Here is a 16,627-nt window from a genome sequence, read left to right on the forward strand (position 1 = left end):
CAACAACAAAGAAAGGATTGATTCCTTAATTTACAGGAAATCTTCTTTTTCTTTGTTGTATTTTTCTTAGGCATACAAAATTCTCCTTTTATTGGTACTAGCCCTCAGACCCTAGCCAGCACTTTCACCTAAAAACGAAGTAATTACTCCGGTTAAATAAATTGAATATTCCGTTTATTTTTTATCAACTTTTTATCATTGCGTTTACATTAAATGTAATTTAACATTTAATTTGAAAAGGAAAATAATTCAAAAAAAGGGATTGAATGGAATGACAAACTTTAAAAAAATATTATCTGGGGTTACAGCAACCGCTTGTGCATTTTCTGTAGTATCTTTTTTTCCTTCAATATCACAAGCAAGTGAAGTTGAAAAAAATGTAAAAGAAACAGTAAATGCAGATGTTACTAATTTTTCTACACCACTTTACGAAAGCGCTTTAAATAAAGGTAATGATGGTGACATTCAATATGTCAATCCTAACCCTGGTGGTGGAGATGGCTATAATCAATACGTAAGTAATAGAACTGTTAGAAATTCAGCAAATGAGAGAAGTTTACTTATAGGTTTATACTCATTAGCTGGCGGATTTTGGTTAGGTTTAGGGGCGTCTATTATAGGTTATTTAAATGGTAATCAAACCTGGGATTATGCTGTAAAAACTCTATATAGACATAATAATGGTAGCTATAAAGTTTCAACATTATTATATAAAAATGGTCAAGTTGTAGCATCTGGTAAATCTAAGATATTAAGTTATAAAGAATTAGGCAAATGGTATTATTAATTAAAAAAGAAGGCTGAATTCAGCCTTCTTTTTTTTGGATTTTTGCTATTAACATAAGTGTACCACCGAATAAAATTAATGGTACTGCAATTTTCCAATCAAGTTGTTGTTTTATAAAAAACATTGAAATTAATAATGGTGAAAAAGCTATTAATAATCCAACATAGTGTAGTAGTTTGAAATTTCTCTTCAAGTATTATACCTCCTTTCGAATTATACAATTGATATCTCACCTCTTTAAATAATCAGAAATTTATAGTAGGTTTTTCAGAAAACCCTAACTCGGCAATTTGCATAACTGATGTATATAAAACTTGGCTAATGTAAGACTCAGGTAAATCTTTAATTCTAGAATAATATGAAAGCTTCCACCCTTGAGCTATTGCTCTTTGTCCATGGCCCTCACATGAAGTTATCACAGAATTTTGAGCATGTATCCTAGTAACTTCACCTGCTTGATACCTTTGTGTACTATTAGCAACTGCTCTATAAATAATTCCATATATTTGTGACACAGAAAAATGTTCTAGTAGATGTTCAAACACCCTAATTGTTTTTTCCCCTGGATTAAATGAGTAACCAACCTTTTCCATTTGATATAGCAGATATTGTAGGCATTCATTTAAAGCAATTTTCTTCCACATGTTGAAACAAAATTCTTTTTAATTTTCAGCTGAATCTAGACTTGGATACATTAGTCTTTTTATCATTTCATCGTAATCCAAATCATATGGTTCGATATTAATTCTATAGTTAACGTTATAAATTCCGTAAGCAATTTCAAAAGTATCATCTTCTTTATAAGTCACATCAAAAGCATTTATATCAGATATCACGTGTGGAACTAAGATTTTTCTACCTGTTAACGTTTTAATGATTTCTATTTCAAATTCTTCAATTGGAGCTAATTTACTTATCACTTCATTTAAAGGTTCTATATATCTAGTATCTTCCGACAATGAACTCCTTAAAATTACAGCTAAATATAGTCTGTCTTCTAAGCTTAATTCAATCTCTGCTTTTAAAGCCCATTTTTTCTCATCATAAACACTAGATATTGTTGCTTTTTTTCTTTCTATAATTTCTTTTTTTCTTTCAATTTCTTCTAACCGAGCCTTTTCCCTAATTTCTTTACAATAGGTACAATAACAGTATTGAGAATCTTCATGTCCACACTTTATACAATACTTCTTATGTGAGTTTATGTATGTAGACCATGACTTAGATTCCCATGGTTGCACCATTACTGATCCACAATAGACACACTTTTCCTCTGTAGCTACAGGAGGAAATATTGAATATAGTTGAGATGCACTAATCTTAATCTCATACTCTTCTAAAATATTTGCAACTTTCTCTCCATCATAATATTTTTTCATAAGATCAATAATTTGTTCTTGAGATAAGTGTTCCAAGCGCTTATCAATACTAGAAAGTTCTAGTTTTTCTACTGTGATTTCCACTGCTCTCACTCCTTAAAAACAAAAAACATCCGTTCACTTATTTTAATTATAAGCGAACGGATGTTGAACTTCCATATTTAAACAACTTTATTATTCATTAACACTATTGTGTTGTTACAACATAGTTGTACATTAAGAGGCGTTCTACGCTTTATTTTCTATGTCTCAATTTCAATATAATGACAACATAGTTATTCACAATGTATATTAATTCGATATCAAAAAACAAATTTGGTGACAACATAGTTGTACATCATGAAAAGGTGGATAAAAAATAGAAGCCTTTTTGAGGCTTCTATTCGCATAATTTATATCATTTGAACATTAAATTTGTTTTCATAAGAAATCATATCTCTAATTGATAATCCACTACTTTTCCCTCATGATGCTGCATACTTTCAATCAATGCATAATCTCTATCTTTATTACCACTTAAATTAGTTAGTAATTTCTTATCCATTTCAAAATAAAAATTAAATTCAGATTCTATTCGTTTCTTGAGTATATATTTAGCCACTACATCTTTTTCTTCATTATATATTTTTAATATTCCATAGCAATCTTTTTCATTCAGCGTGTTGTATATTTCTTCTTTTAGTTTATTAGTGACTATACATGTGTAGGTCTCCCCTACTTCTGCTTTATTTATTTGATTCACTAAATTTCCAAAACAAGTTAGAATTCCTTTTCTATCTTCGCTTTGATATAACTTTATTACAAATTGAAAGTTAGAAACTTTAATCGGTAAATTAAATGTAACCTCATGCTCAAAAGTTTTAGAAGCAGGATTTTTATAAAATTCTAAGGTTGGAAAATTCAAAGAAAAAAACTCCATAATATCAGCTTTATTATCAATTAAATAACCTACATTACAAACCTCATCTATCTGAGGTAAATATCCGTTTCCTAAAGGATCTTTATTCATCCTAATTAGCTTTAGTGCAATAGATATCAACATCAACGCTAAACATACTATAGCAAAAAAAGCTACACTACCAACTTTTAAAAAGGTACCTATAGATAAACTAAATCCCTCCGCATAATCAAATCCTCTATAAAATTTAAGTGTCGTTCCCCAAACCAATATAGAAAAAAAGGTAATAATTAAATACACATAATACAGTACACTTAAAAATTTATCTTCTGACAAATTATTCTCGTAGTTAATCAATGTATTTCTTAAATCTTCCCGATTTAAGGAATATGGCTTTAAAATTCTTTTTAAACTTTTAGAAGCTGTCACTAATTTATTTTCAAATGTGAATGCAATAAATAAAGCTGAGAAAGATACTAGTGACATTATCCCAGTAAATAACCAACTCAATAAATTGGTAAGGTCTTTATAATCATTATAAACTTTAATATTATAAGCATTACCTAAATCTAAGAAAAATAACAATGCAAATGGTATTAAGAAAAAAATCCATAACTTCCACTCTTTAAACAATATCACTAAGGCTTTCAATAACATGATAAACAACCTCTTCTTTTACTACATCAGGAAATGATACTACAGATTCGCTATCCAAATAAAAATATGTTTTCCGTTCATTAAAATAATAAGTAAAACTAGTTACTTCCCCATTTATAAGATGCTTTCTTAATTCTGCAGAACCTATATCATTGATTTTTACTTTCTTCACTCGCGTGCTTTCATAATCATCGAAAGAATTTGGTTTCTTTTGTAATAAATATATGCTGACTAAATCAGATTCCCAATTATCTTCATTAATGTATTTCTTTTTACATATATCAAACAAATTTATCTTTTCTAGATGCGTTGCTAATTTTTTTTCTAACTTACTTATGACAAATCCTATATAACTTTCTGAACTTCCAAAACAACAAATAATTTTTCGTTGCACGAAATATATCAGAACTACACTTTTAGGTTCCCTTGATATTATTTTCTCTTGAACCTTAATAGGATCCAACCATTTATACGAAATTCTTATAATTTGATTATTGATATAAGAAATATCATATTTATCATAAGTAATTCTTTTTGGAGTGATAGAATGTAATTTATCTATTTGAAAATCGTTAGTTACCCTATACAATATACAATCCTTTTCCATTAAAAACATTCTATCACTCCCCAATTTTTATTATTTTACTATTGCTGTTTCTTCATCTTCAGAAAGTTCTTGTTCCTTCTCTTCTTCATCATAACCAATATATTCTTTAATTTTTAAAATATCTTCATTAGTATCATCATATCCTACCGAATCTAAAATAACTTTACTCTCTTCATAAAAACTATAAAGCATCTCTAAATTATTTTCATCATCTAAATCCCATTTCTCTAGATTTCTGGAGATGGATTTAATGATTTGTAAGGAACTGTTTTGAATTACTTCATTAACTAGTTTATCCCCATTTATAAATTTTTCATAAATTTGTTTCAATAAATTTGAAGTTTCTTGAACGTTTTTGAGACCAGCACTACATAATTCTATATACTCAGATTGAATAATGTCTATAACTTGTTGTTTAAATATATCATCATCGCTATCGATTACAACGATTTTTAATATATCTTCTTCCTTTCCTTTTAAAGAAAATAAAGTTGTAAAATCCACATCATTATACGTCATATCAACTTTAAATGATAAAATATCACTACCTAAAGTGATATACTCACATGCTAATTGAGAAGATAATAAATTGCGACCATTTATGGTGATATTACGTATACCGTCTGTTGTATGTTTTTTATTTTTCGTATTAAATTTTATCTCTTTGAAACGTGAAAAAATTCCTTGCTCATGTAAACGAGTAAAAATGAAATCTAATAGAACTGCTGTTTTAAAGCTTGCACTCCCAATTTGATTTATTTGATTTATATTTTCTCTAATTCTATAACTCTGGATAGGCCATTTTAGCACTAATCCAAAATAATCTTTAATTACACTTTGTACCTCATTATTTCCAGAGAAAATTGTTAGCACTCTTGCATTCTTATCCAAACTAATTTTTATTCTATAAACCGCAGAAAGGGTATCTAAACAACGTTCCCCTCTCCTCCAATAATCTGAATATTCCTTCAATCTAACAGTCAACTTTAGCATTGAATCTCCTTGTTCAATGTCTTCAATTGATATTAGATATTTATCTTGGAAAGGCATGTTATTTACATTTTCAATTGAAACAGCGGATTCAGCTTCCGTTAAAAAATTCAAGTGATTAACTTTATACGTATAGGCTGGTAATCCAATTGATTTAGTCATTACTGCCATCTCAACAAAATCTTCTACTTCATCAGCCTCAATTAGTTCTGTTAAAGCTAGAAATTCTTCCTTAATTTCATTTTTCTTGTAATTCTTTTTTTCTGGTTCCCAACCTGGACGCTTAAAAGCTATTATGTTAGCAACATGCTCTTTTGGTATCTTATTAAACACTCTTTCTAAAATCCCACTAACATTCATGGCAATTTCCACTCCCTGTACATTACAATTTAAGAATTCATGAGCATTGCAATGTTTTCATATTTTTTATAAGCCTCGCTACTCATTATACCAAAAAAAACAATTAATTCCTTTATTGAACCTTCCCAAATTTATAATCAATGCCTATATCTATCAATACTACAAATCTTTTTTGAAGTAATAAATGTTATACTTTTAACGATGGACTCAACTAATACGATGAACATAAAATTGTTATTATAATGAAGTGACTATCAACATACATAATATTTACATTTTATGAATTATAACCTTCTTGTACAATGGTTCACTATCAAGATGCCTATAATACTCTATAAGCTATATTTCTCTTTTAACTCATTCAATTCTTCCTGTAAATCTTTATTAACAAAATATAGCTTTGGTACATTTGCACGCTCTTTAATTTTAGTTTTACTTAAAACCTCTCCTCCCTCAAGCAATTTCTTTATTACAAATTTAATTCTTCTTAACCGAAAGGATTCAATACCTTCAGCCCGCTCATTTAAATAACTTAAGGTTATTGGAGTCTTTTCCTCATAACCTGAAAAACTCTTAATACCCAACTCTTTTGCAACACGATTTTTTGTAACTCTTATGGGTGGTTCAAGACCATAGAGATCATCTACAATTTTTTTAACCCTATACAAATATTCTTGATCCTTCTCTGGCCAATTCACTTCCCTATAATCATTATTGTGCCTGCGTTTAACATTTGGCTTATTCTTCATTAGCCAATCTCTATCATGTTTATATAACCAATTAATTAAATTTTGATTAGCTTTTTTAAAATGGGAAATTAAGAAATCTGGGTGTTTTTCCTTTAACTTTAAATATTTTTTTCTATTTATCTGCTTTAATTCTTCTTGCTTTTCCTCATAATGCACATCAAGTTTTAAACAATAGTATATTTTACCTACACTTACATCCAAACGTCTTGATATCTCAGGTACTGACAATTTCTTTACATACTTATATTCATACACCTTATTTATCCAAACACTTCCATATCGTTCAATTTTCCAATAATCTTTTTCATCTCCTATATGATCCGGCACTAATTTAGAATAGCTAAAGCCACATTCACATTCAAAGATACCTTTTATTTGACCTTTAAATTTTTTTATTTTCATACTTCTTATTACTGATTCACCATAATGTTCGGCTGCTTTATTTAAACAAATATATGGTCCTTCTCCAAAAGGAGTTATTAATTTCTTATTATGCTTAGGTAACTGCTTTACAGATTTCCCTAAAAAAATAATTAATAATAAATGCCGAATAGGGTGAAAAGAATTATAATAAGTTCTAATCATCTTAATGAGCCAACATCTATCGCTATCTTCTATTGTCGAATTCATAAGAACTAATAACTCTTCACCATAAAATTCAAGAAAGTCCCTATATAAAATGTATCTATTAATTAAACCATTATTATTTATATATCCCTTTTGCATTAACAAAGAACGATATATTTGATATAAATCTTCGAACTCATATCCTTCATTAGCAAGGAAAAAACTTTCTTGAGCTATCCGTTTAAGATGATTTTTAGTTTTATCAGAAAAATTCACACACTCTTTTGTTATTGGGCAATTTTCTATACTAGCCGCTTCTAAATATTGTGAATTTGTATACTTGCATACCACAGAACTATTTAACAAATAAGTTCCATGTTGCTCGCAAATGAAGACACCGGGTATTTGATGATTTAACCTCCAGTATGTTTCCCCATATCTTTCATAATCATTAACTATACAACTTGGACAGTATCTAAAGTATTGGTTTTCTAGTGTAGAATATACCCTTGATCCCATCAAACTTTTTACATTTACGTTCCCCCCGTTTAACATAATATCCCATACCTTTTCCTTTATTACTTTGCTAAAAAAATTAGTATAGTAGTAATACATCGTATTTCTTTTTATCCAATCACCTACAGAGGGATATAAAAATATATGTAGCTGCTTCGCTAGGCTGTTTAAAGAGGTCGGTAAATGAGGGCTAATTGTCCAGCTCTTTCCTGGAATCAACTCTTTTCTTCTTATATTCAACTTCTTACTTGGATTCCCTGTATGATTATAGTAACGCGCAAACACACTATAAATAAGCTCATTCTCATATAAATAAGGAAAATAAGCTAACAAATAATCTCCTCCTTATGACTAATACATTTTAGCCATTTTTTCTATGGATACGTGCCAATATTTCATCTTGTAAACTCTTATCAATATCAGCTCTTAATCCTACCATTCTTAAAACTTTCCAATAAGCTAAATCATCTTCTTTTTTTATAAGTTGTTCAAAGACCCATTCAATTCTGCGCTTTTGAAACTCAATAACTGATTCAGTAATTGAGTGTAATAACTTTCTTGTTAAAGGCAATTTATTGAGCTTTTTTTCTAATAGGGATGACTTCTTTATTTCCCTTCCTATCCTCCCGATCGTTAAGCGGATTGGTTTTTCTGCATTCATAAGAGATTTGATTGCTATATTTACTTCTTCTACAACATCCATATCTCTCTGTCCCCAATCTATTCTATTCTGCACCTTCACTCTTTTCTTTAGCTTAGGAGAATATTCCCTCAACCAATCTTTATCATTGCGATATAAACGCATATACAAGTTAGGATAAAGATTTCTCAATTCAGTTTTCGTCATATCAGGATTTTTATTCATTAAACTTTTCCATTCATCCTTCCATTTATCTAACAAGTTGTTCTCTTGCATTTTCTTGCTATTAGATAACATATCCTTAGAGTACTTAATGACAGTCTTTACATCTACCTTTAGTCTTCTAGCACACTCACGATAACTTAAGTTTTGAATAAAAATATACTCATGCAATCTTTCTTTCCAATAATATCCGAATGATTTAATACGACTAATTTTCATTTTATCTTCTTCAAATTTATCGGGCCCTTTACGAGAATATATAAAACCACAAGTACAACTAAAAGTTCCTATGGGTCGTTTTGTTCTACTACATCTTGAAATTTTCACTTCCTTAATTACTGGTTGAAGATAATGTTGAGTAGCAGGATTTAAACATGGATATGGCCCTTTTCCAAAAGGTTTATAAGATTCTTGACTATAGTTACTAATACTGTCAACTGACTCTTCTAAAAAATAAATCAATAATATATGTCTAATTGGATGAAAAGACTTTCTGTGTTTCCTAGTAATAGCTTTTAACCAACAACTCTCATCAGATTTCAACATTGACTGCATACAATGCAGTATTTTCTCCCCAAAATATGATATGAAATCCCGCGCTAATTTACCTTGTTTTACGTTGCCCTTAACTGAAACATACCCCCTTTTTTGTAACAAATATCGATAGCCTTTCTGTAATTTATTCAAATCGTATAGATAGTCTGTGTTTACTAATTTTCGGCTTTGTTTAGCGATATAAATTAAATGTTCCATTTCTTGTTTAGACCAAGCATGATCGTTATTGTTTATCCTTCTCTTCATATGGACTGTATCTAATGGTGCAACAAGGGTTGAACACCCTGTCCGAAATTGTTCAGAGCTCTCTTGAAGTAAACATCTATGCTTTAAGCAAACAAAAACACTTGGCAATTGTTGATAAACACGCCAATAAGTTTCTCCATATCCCTGTAAATCTTCTTGTAAACATTGTGCACAAAACCGAAAATATGGAGCTTCCTTTACTGTACTTGTTATATAACCAATTTGATAATGCACATTTACTCCCTGCTCATTACTTAATATTGCTTTTTTTACCTTATTACGAACCTCCGCATTCAAAAAATTTGTATAATAATGAAAGAATGTATGCTGTTCCCAACAATCATTAATATTAAATTGATTAAAATATTTAAGCCTATTTTGTAAAACTTTTAAATCTGGTATGAAATCTGGCATAATATATGTTCGCGTATCACCATATAAATCCCTTAACGTATCTTTAAATTCCTTATTACACGAACGGTTATGATATCTAGTCAATGCGCCATACAATAATTCTTCTTCATATAAACTTGGAAAAAATGTCAACATAATCTCTCTTCCTCATAAAAAGATTCTTCTAATGGTTTTTTAATATAACCGTTATCATATAATGCTTCATAAGCCGATTGTTTGGTCTTCTTTCCTTTATTAATGAGAAGCTGTAACATATTCATATTCAATGCCTTATTATTTTTCTTTCTCTTGTCAGTTTCACATTCATTAATACACTTCAAAGCTTCTTTCATTAGTTCTGCAATCGTTAAATTTGGAAGTTTATTCAGTACTCTTTTAGCTATCTTTTCTGCATGCTTTTCATTTATATCTAAATTAATAAGGGATAAAATTAACTTTTCTAACTTACTTGATTCATTTGCTTCACTATCTTTTTTAATTTTTTCCTTTTGAGCTTGAATCCTGGCTCTCATATCAATTACTGGTATTTTATTTAACATGTATTCTTTTATATCTAAGGCAATAATATCTTCATACTTTGCAATTTCTGACTCTACTCCAGATTTAAGTGCTTTCAACATTGGCTGAACAAGTTTCAAATCTTCTTTTACTACTTTTTTTATTAATTCTATTGAAATTTTCTCTGCGCTTGTTTCAATTGCTCTCCCCTGTGCCAATATAAAAATCTTTATAGCTATATCAATAATTCCCTGACTCTCCTCATAAATGAGCTTAATCAATTCTTGATTAAGTTCGACATATTCTTTTGTCCACTGATAATCCCAAATACTTGTAAGTAACACTTCCCAATCTTCCGAGTTATCCATTTGTTGCCAAATCATATCTCCTTGTCCACTTCCACGACGTGCCTGCCTAAAATCCTTCTGTAAAATTGCTCTTGCTCTCATTGTCCCAATCATCATAACAGGTATACCAATTTCATTAATAAGTGTCACAAAGAAATTCATCATCTTTTCAGAGGCATCTCCCTTTGTTGATAAAAGGTGCTGTATCTCATCAATAATTACGGCTCCGACACAATGCAACCGTGCAATCTGCCCCATCCTTGTTACCATTGAGCTGACTGAAATATGTGACTTACCGTATTTATGTAAATAATTTGTTCCAATTAATGTATCTATCTTTTCAAAAAAATTTTGACATAAAGATTTTAATGATCCATCATGTGGACAGTTTAATTTTAGCCAGACAATTTGAATTGTATTAATGGGATATTGATGAACAATTAGCTGTGGATATAATGAAAGAACCCTCTCTATAGCTGTAGACTTTCCAACACCAGAAAATCCCATCAAAGTAAAACTAGAAGCTGTTGCTCTTATATCTGGTGATAAACCCAACTCTTCTTTTTTCACCAACTTTTGATGTAACTCATTTAAAGCTTGAATATGCTGCTTTTGTAATGGATTCCGATTAACATATCCATAACGTAAAAAACGAGAAAACCTTCTCTCTAAATCTAACGTTTGTCCAATTGGCTGAAAAAAACGGGTTAATCGTAACAGGGCGTGGTAACGATGATGCTCAGATAAGTTTTTTTCTTTTTCATGATACTCAGGTAAAAAACTAAGTTGATCAAATGCTTCTTCATAGGAGAGTATAGGGGGTAGTGCTTCAATTAAAGGATTTCCTTGATATTCAACTAACTGTTGTTCTTTATAACTAGCAAGTAAGGCGTATGTCCCATTTTCTAATTGAACCATGTCGGGGTTCTGACTCATTTTTTCCCTCCTCTACGCTTATTAAACAAATCTTTAACTGAATGACGATCATATATATTTTTTTGATTTTCATTTACCGAAATTACATTTTGTGGAACACCATTTTTCATACCGTCTAATTTAAACGCTTCTTCCTTTCTTCTCATTTCTTTTTCAAATTTGGTATGTTCTTTTATTCTCTCTATGTTTTTTGATTCGCTAAAATTTACCGTTTGTTTCTCATCTGCTTCTTTGATTGCTTCATTGACAATAGACTCTATACTATCAAAAAGATTAATGTCATTTTGTAACAAAACATGCTCTTCTTCCTTGAATTTTTCACTTTCTACTTTATGCAGCTGTTCAACTTCCTCAATTGATTTATCTTTATATCTTTCTTGATGTTCTAGTAAATTGCATGTTTCAAATATTTTTTCATCCTTTGTATGAATATAAATCTGATTCATATCACGAGGATCAAAAGAAATATCTACCTTCCAACTTTTCTTTGTTCTAGCAATAGCAAACCATGAATTTTGCAATGCTGTTTCACAACTATATAGCATTTTTTGAAATCGAATTCCCTTTGCCGTTACCGTAGCACTCCCTCTAGGCATTAAATAAAACTTCATGATATCAGGTTGCACAATTCGTAACTTTCCAGCACGATTTTTAATACCCCATTTCCATAATTCGATAGGAGTTGGTTTCACATCATCCATTATCATATCCGAATCTCGTATATAGTCTTTCATATAGAAATTCTTGTTGTAATGTAAAATAAAACGAATGATAATTTTTGTATATTGCTCTATATTTAATTTCGCTTGTAAGCGTGGATCTTTAGCTCCTCTCTTCCCCCAATCTTTTACTACATAACCAGGTAAAAAAGGACGTATTTTTTCTTGTGATATATCAAACAATTTCTCCACAATCCCTTTCCAATCTGGACGATAGGCTGGGTTGTTCTCAACTGTAACATTAAGACCTTGTATTAAGTGATTAACATTAAATCCTTCTAATTCTCCTCGATCTCCTAAAATAACTTCAGGTAAATGAGCTGCTGGCCAACAATCTTCTGTAATATGAATACCGTATTTCTCACAAAACACTTTCTTATTTGTGGTTGCATTAAGAAGAGCCATCATCATACCCAACCAAGATGGACTTTCTAATCCTACATAAAATCCTGCTATTAAATGAGTATATACATCTGTAACATAATAAACCGTCGGCCTCTCTAAAACCCAATCTGAATTATACCTAGATACTATATATACATTAGCCTTTGTAGCATCAATTTGATATCTAGAACCTGGACCAAATACTTCAAAGGATGAAGAACCTAAAATTGCCCTATGATCTCGCTCGAATTTTTTCCTTCCATACTTTGATGAAATAATTTCTTCTGTCCCATATCTCTTATTAAACCAATAACGAAATTGCCGAAGTGTAGGAATATTATTTTCATCCTCGATAATAGTGTAATTTATCCCATCCTCATAGTAAGTATCCACTTGAAAGGATTTCCTAATCATCATCTTATAAGTATGTGTTAACGTATTATCCGGATTTACAAAATAATAATTTTGAACAGCCTTTTCAAACAGTTGTTGAATTTCTGGCGTCACATTTATACCCGCACTATTTCTCATTCGTGGTCTACCAGTCTTATTCTCCCCCCAATTTTTTTCAACTCCCTTATTGCCACAATTTTTATAATCAGGGATTAATGCATCCTTCACTTTTCCACGTTGCCAATATCTCTTTAAATACTTATAAATTGTCTTATTAGAGACATCTTGTTGGTCTATTATTCCCTTAATTAATTTCCCCCTTTCTTTCCTCTTATAAATTTCCGGTTCTCTCTTAACTAATTCCTTAATCTTATTCCATGCTTTATCTCTAATCAAAATCTCCTTTTCACTCAACTCTTCACAGGCTATAACTGAAATAAGGTTAGGTGCTACTACTTTTGAAAATCTACCACTCACGAAACCATCAAAAAGATTTTTCATACTCTCTCCAAAAGGTAGAGCATTGTCATGATATATATCAATTAAATATGTGATTACATTTCCATCATCAATCCAAAGTACCCTATATACCTTTGAGCTATCTACATCCTGAAATACTTCATTTACTGATAGCATAATCACAGACCTCATACTCCCCTTTTGAAAAAAACAAATTCTCAATATTCAGATTTCTTATATTAACCCTTTTTGTTAATATATCTATAAATATATATTTTCTAGCTACTAAATGCTTAAAATAAACCATAGCTTGTCCCTGATCCAAATTATACTGATTATCAAATTGATTAAGGGTATCAATTAGGGTGGTATTAGACGAAGTGTTCATAAGAGATTTAAAAAGAAGCTTAATAAAGCCCACATCCCTTATATCCTCTACATAATAAGACTTATGAAGCCAAAAAATATTATCTGCCATTTCCGCAGGAATATCCTTTTCCGTTACAATACCCCAATCAATATTTTTCCTTTTCCAATATTCCCTTTCAATCTCAAACTTTTCAATTACCCTCTTATCTTCTAATTCCTTACTTGATTTTACGGTTCTAGCTATATATTTAATTTCTTTCTCCTTATGAATCGTCAATAAAAAATCTGTAGTCATTACAATTAGTGTTTTATTCTTTGGATCAATAGGATGTGATATACCTTTTTCTACAGCAATTTGATATGTAAGCTCCCGATCTAAAGGGAATTGTTCTCTAATATCAATAATATTATCTGCCCATTCCAAGATGAAAAAATAATCCCTTTCTAAATTAGAAAGAAATTCATGTTGTCTGTTTGTTTTCCAACCTTTAGGACGAGTTTCATTACCATTAGAAGATAGATTTTGTATCGTTAACCAAGGTTTATAATCCCCTACTTCCCCATGTCCCCTACCTTCTTTTATGTATTTTTCTATTCTTTTTTCTGTCCATTCATTTTTTCGTTTGGCCATCTCTACCCTCCTTAAAAATTTCATCATTTCTAGTATGGAATATTTTTATGTGCATAATACATAGAATCCTTCTAAAATACTATTTATCTCATTTGGTATTTCTGCTTCAAACTATTCAATGCTTTTTTAGAACCAATAACGAAACAAAAAAGCTGTATTATTCTCCATATTTTTCTACTGTGTCAACAACGATTCAAATTTCCCCAATTTCAACGAAATGAAATTCCCCATTATGAACGGCTAAATCGTTGTTTGGGCAGGATAAATTCCTGCTTTTTTCTTTTCTCGCAAACGGTAGGAGTCACCCTTGATGTTAAATGTAATCGCATGATGTAAGAGGCGATCCAAGATAGCCGTTGCCAATACATCGTCACCAAAAACTTTTCCCCATTCAAGGTACGATTTATTAGATGTTAAAATCATTGCTCCTTGTTCGTATCGCTTTGAAACAACCTGGAAGAAAACATTGGCGGTTAGTTCATCAAAAGGAAAATAACCTACTTCATCTACAATTAACACGTCTGGACGACTCCAACGATTTACGAGTCGCTGGAGTGTCCCTTTATCATTGGCCTTGCGGCACTGAGCCACTAAGTCGTCGGCCGACAAAAATAGGGCTGTATATCCTTGGGTAATCGCTTCAATCGCAAAGGAGACGGCTAAATGAGTTTTTCCTACACCCGGAGGACCCAGTAATATGCGATTTTCCCCATTGGCAATAAAGCGACATGTTAAGGTTTCCTTGACCCTTTTCTCGCTCAGACTTGGTTGAAATGTAAAGTCAAAATCATGAATCGTTTTGGTGTAAGGCAGCTTTGCCCGTTTCATTCGCTTTTCTAGTTGATCAGAATCTTGTTGCTCCGTTTCATGCAAAACGATAGTGTGAAGAAACTCAGAATATGATACATTATCCTTAGAAGCGTCTTCTAGTAAACTATCAAGTTGGTTGGCTGTATGATGCCAGCCGAGCTTCTTTAAACGCTCCAATAAGAGTTCGTTCATCATACAGACTCACCTTCTTCCAGTGCTGCGTAAGCAGCGAGAGGGCGTTTTTCCACATTTGGAGATGGGGTATGAGAGTGAAGACCGTCGGTCGCCAAATCTTCAACGTTCTTCGCTTTCTGCCCTTTTTCTTTTGTATGTAGCCCATCATAGTGTTCCATTCGGATATGAGTAGTTGCTTTTCCTGTAAGAACCGGATGTTTTGCGATACATTCACGTTCATCGTAAATCTCTAAATGATGATCGAGTGTTTCTTTAATCTTAACCATTTGTCCAGCGTAACGGTAAGGAACTGAATACCTTTTTCCGCGGTACGACACCACACAGTCCCGACTGACTTCTCTGGTTTCCCAATGTGAAGTGGGAAACAGAGGCTTCACTCCCCATATCTGCAGGAACTTCTGTTCCTGCTCAAATCGTTGAAATGGTGACTCATTAGTAGTCTGATTGGTTTTCTTGTTAGCTATCTGATCCAACCATGTACGTACGGCTTCATTTAATGCATGTAAAGTTGGTTCGTGTTTTCGCTGAAAGAAGTTATCTTTCAAATACTTAATGGTTCTTTCTACTTTCCCCTTTGTTTGCGGACGTTTAGGACGACAGGCTTTTGGCACAATCCCATAGTAGGCTAAGAAATCCTCAAACTTGCGATTGAAACGAATCTCTACAGGACTATGCTTGATTACAACGGTTTTCATATTATCATAGAGAATTTGTTCTGGTACCCCATTAAAGTAAGAAAAAGCATTCATATGACACTTCATGAGGGTTTCGAGATTCATGTTGGTTGTAAACTCTACGTACTTCATTCGGGAATAACCTAATATCATCACAAATGCATAAATGTCTTGCAGATTGCCATTCACTAAGTATTTTCCCACGTACGCCCAATCCATTTGGGCTTGTTTCCCTGGTGGTGTTTCAAACCGTAAGGTTGCCTGTTTCTTTGGCTGTTGACGAAGAGGACGAACAAAGTCTCTTAAAATTGTCATCTTCCCCTCGTAACCCATCGTTTGAATTTCCTCTAACAGTACGACACAGTTGGTTGTTCCTTCTTTGACTCGTTGAAGGATGTAGGACTTATAGGGTTCGAGCTTACTCTCTTTCTGCTGCTCGCTTGCCTTACGTTCCGGCAACTGATTGCTTTTTAGATATTTGCTGATCGTTTTACGATCGAAGCCTGTTGCTTCTGCAATGGCTGTTTTCGTCCACCCTTTCTGAAATAACTCTCTAATCATAAAAAACTCCCCAATCTTCAGCACCGTTTCTTCACTCCATCTTTGATGTTTGTTTCGAAACGAT

14 protein-coding genes are annotated in these 16,627 nt (G+C 31.6%); 1 reads left to right on the plus strand and 13 read right to left on the minus strand.

Features of this window, described 5'->3' with window-relative positions:
• The first annotated feature begins 271 nt into the window (after positions 1-271).
• The gene (locus LMD38_RS25180; RefSeq protein WP_016716254.1) at positions 272-787 is read left to right on the plus strand and encodes a hypothetical protein; all 516 of its coding nucleotides are present in this window, start codon (positions 272-274) and stop codon (positions 785-787) included.
• A 19-nt stretch (positions 788-806) separates the two neighbouring features.
• Here the strand turns inward: LMD38_RS25180 and LMD38_RS25185 are convergent, their stop codons facing one another.
• The 13 genes from LMD38_RS25185 to istA all read right to left on the minus strand — a co-directional run bounded on the left by LMD38_RS25185 (position 807) and on the right by istA (position 16,587).
• Entirely contained in the window at positions 807-980 is a 174-nt protein-coding gene (locus LMD38_RS25185) for a hypothetical protein (RefSeq protein ID WP_016716253.1), read from the minus strand.
• Positions 981-1,032: 52 nt separating this feature from the next.
• Positions 1,033-1,431: a DUF3540 domain-containing protein gene (locus LMD38_RS25190; RefSeq protein ID WP_227585724.1), complete on the minus strand. Its 399-nt coding sequence runs from the start codon at positions 1,429-1,431 to the stop codon at positions 1,033-1,035.
• A gap of 18 nt (positions 1,432-1,449) precedes the next feature.
• Positions 1,450-2,250 carry a hypothetical protein gene (locus LMD38_RS25195; RefSeq protein WP_227585725.1) on the minus strand — a complete coding sequence of 267 codons (801 nt, stop codon included), beginning with the start codon at positions 2,248-2,250 and terminating at the stop codon, positions 1,450-1,452.
• Positions 2,251-2,596: 346 nt separating this feature from the next.
• Positions 2,597-3,721: a hypothetical protein gene (locus LMD38_RS25200; protein ID WP_228920014.1), complete on the minus strand. Its 1,125-nt coding sequence runs from the start codon at positions 3,719-3,721 to the stop codon at positions 2,597-2,599.
• The gene (locus tag LMD38_RS25205) at positions 3,690-4,337 is read right to left on the minus strand and encodes a hypothetical protein (RefSeq protein WP_061663586.1); all 648 of its coding nucleotides are present in this window, start codon (positions 4,335-4,337) and stop codon (positions 3,690-3,692) included. Before LMD38_RS25205 ends, LMD38_RS25200 begins: the two co-directional genes overlap by 32 nt.
• A 21-nt stretch (positions 4,338-4,358) precedes the next feature.
• Positions 4,359-5,678: a hypothetical protein gene (locus tag LMD38_RS25210; RefSeq protein WP_228920016.1), complete on the minus strand. Its 1,320-nt coding sequence runs from the start codon at positions 5,676-5,678 to the stop codon at positions 4,359-4,361.
• 332 nt (positions 5,679-6,010) lie between these two features.
• Entirely contained in the window at positions 6,011-7,843 is a 1,833-nt protein-coding gene (locus tag LMD38_RS25215) for a TnsD family Tn7-like transposition protein (protein ID WP_228920018.1), read from the minus strand.
• 28 nt (positions 7,844-7,871) lie between these two features.
• Positions 7,872-9,722, minus strand: coding sequence for a TnsD family transposase (locus tag LMD38_RS25220; protein WP_228920020.1), 1,851 nt, complete (start codon positions 9,720-9,722; stop codon positions 7,872-7,874).
• On the minus strand, positions 9,716-11,350 hold the full coding sequence (locus tag LMD38_RS25225; RefSeq protein WP_228920022.1) for an AAA family ATPase: 1,635 nt from the start codon (positions 11,348-11,350) through the stop codon (positions 9,716-9,718). Before LMD38_RS25225 ends, LMD38_RS25220 begins: the two co-directional genes overlap by 7 nt.
• Before the next feature lie 14 nt (positions 11,351-11,364).
• Positions 11,365-13,515 (minus strand): Mu transposase C-terminal domain-containing protein, encoded by a 2,151-nt coding sequence (locus LMD38_RS25230; protein ID WP_228920024.1) that lies wholly within the window; start codon positions 13,513-13,515, stop codon positions 11,365-11,367.
• Positions 13,484-14,323, minus strand: a complete 840-nt coding sequence (locus LMD38_RS25235; protein ID WP_228920025.1) for a TnsA endonuclease N-terminal domain-containing protein — start codon at positions 14,321-14,323, stop codon at positions 13,484-13,486. Before LMD38_RS25235 ends, LMD38_RS25230 begins: the two co-directional genes overlap by 32 nt.
• A 240-nt stretch (positions 14,324-14,563) precedes the next feature.
• Positions 14,564-15,328 carry an IS21-like element helper ATPase IstB gene (istB, locus tag LMD38_RS25240; protein ID WP_000980839.1) on the minus strand — a complete coding sequence of 255 codons (765 nt, stop codon included), beginning with the start codon at positions 15,326-15,328 and terminating at the stop codon, positions 14,564-14,566.
• Entirely contained in the window at positions 15,325-16,587 is a 1,263-nt protein-coding gene (gene istA, locus LMD38_RS25245) for an IS21 family transposase (RefSeq protein ID WP_002073783.1), read from the minus strand. The genes istB and istA overlap by 4 nt, the downstream gene beginning before the upstream one ends.
• Positions 16,588-16,627 lie beyond the last annotated feature (40 nt).

The organism is Bacillus pacificus (genome assembly GCF_020861345.1).
Taxonomy (GTDB): domain Bacteria; phylum Bacillota; class Bacilli; order Bacillales; family Bacillaceae_G; genus Bacillus_A; species Bacillus_A pacificus.

Excerpts from the sequence above, each read along its gene's own strand:
- LMD38_RS25220 (WP_228920020.1), bottom strand. The coding sequence starts at position 9,722 with ATGTTGACATTTTTTCCAAGTTTATATGAAGAAGAATTATTGTATGGC.
- LMD38_RS25225 (WP_228920022.1), bottom strand. The coding sequence starts at position 11,350 with ATGGTTCAATTAGAAAATGGGACATACGCCTTACTTGCTAGTTATAAA.
- istB (WP_000980839.1), bottom strand. The coding sequence starts at position 15,328 with ATGATGAACGAACTCTTATTGGAGCGTTTAAAGAAGCTCGGCTGGCAT.
- LMD38_RS25230 (WP_228920024.1), bottom strand. The coding sequence starts at position 13,515 with ATGAGGTCTGTGATTATGCTATCAGTAAATGAAGTATTTCAGGATGTA.
- LMD38_RS25205 (WP_061663586.1), bottom strand. The coding sequence starts at position 4,337 with ATGTTTTTAATGGAAAAGGATTGTATATTGTATAGGGTAACTAACGAT.
- LMD38_RS25190 (WP_227585724.1), bottom strand. The coding sequence starts at position 1,431 with ATGTGGAAGAAAATTGCTTTAAATGAATGCCTACAATATCTGCTATAT.
- LMD38_RS25210 (WP_228920016.1), bottom strand. The coding sequence starts at position 5,678 with ATGAATGTTAGTGGGATTTTAGAAAGAGTGTTTAATAAGATACCAAAA.
- LMD38_RS25180 (WP_016716254.1), top strand. The coding sequence starts at position 272 with ATGACAAACTTTAAAAAAATATTATCTGGGGTTACAGCAACCGCTTGT.
- LMD38_RS25200 (WP_228920014.1), bottom strand. The coding sequence starts at position 3,721 with ATGTTATTGAAAGCCTTAGTGATATTGTTTAAAGAGTGGAAGTTATGG.
- LMD38_RS25235 (WP_228920025.1), bottom strand. The coding sequence starts at position 14,323 with ATGGCCAAACGAAAAAATGAATGGACAGAAAAAAGAATAGAAAAATAC.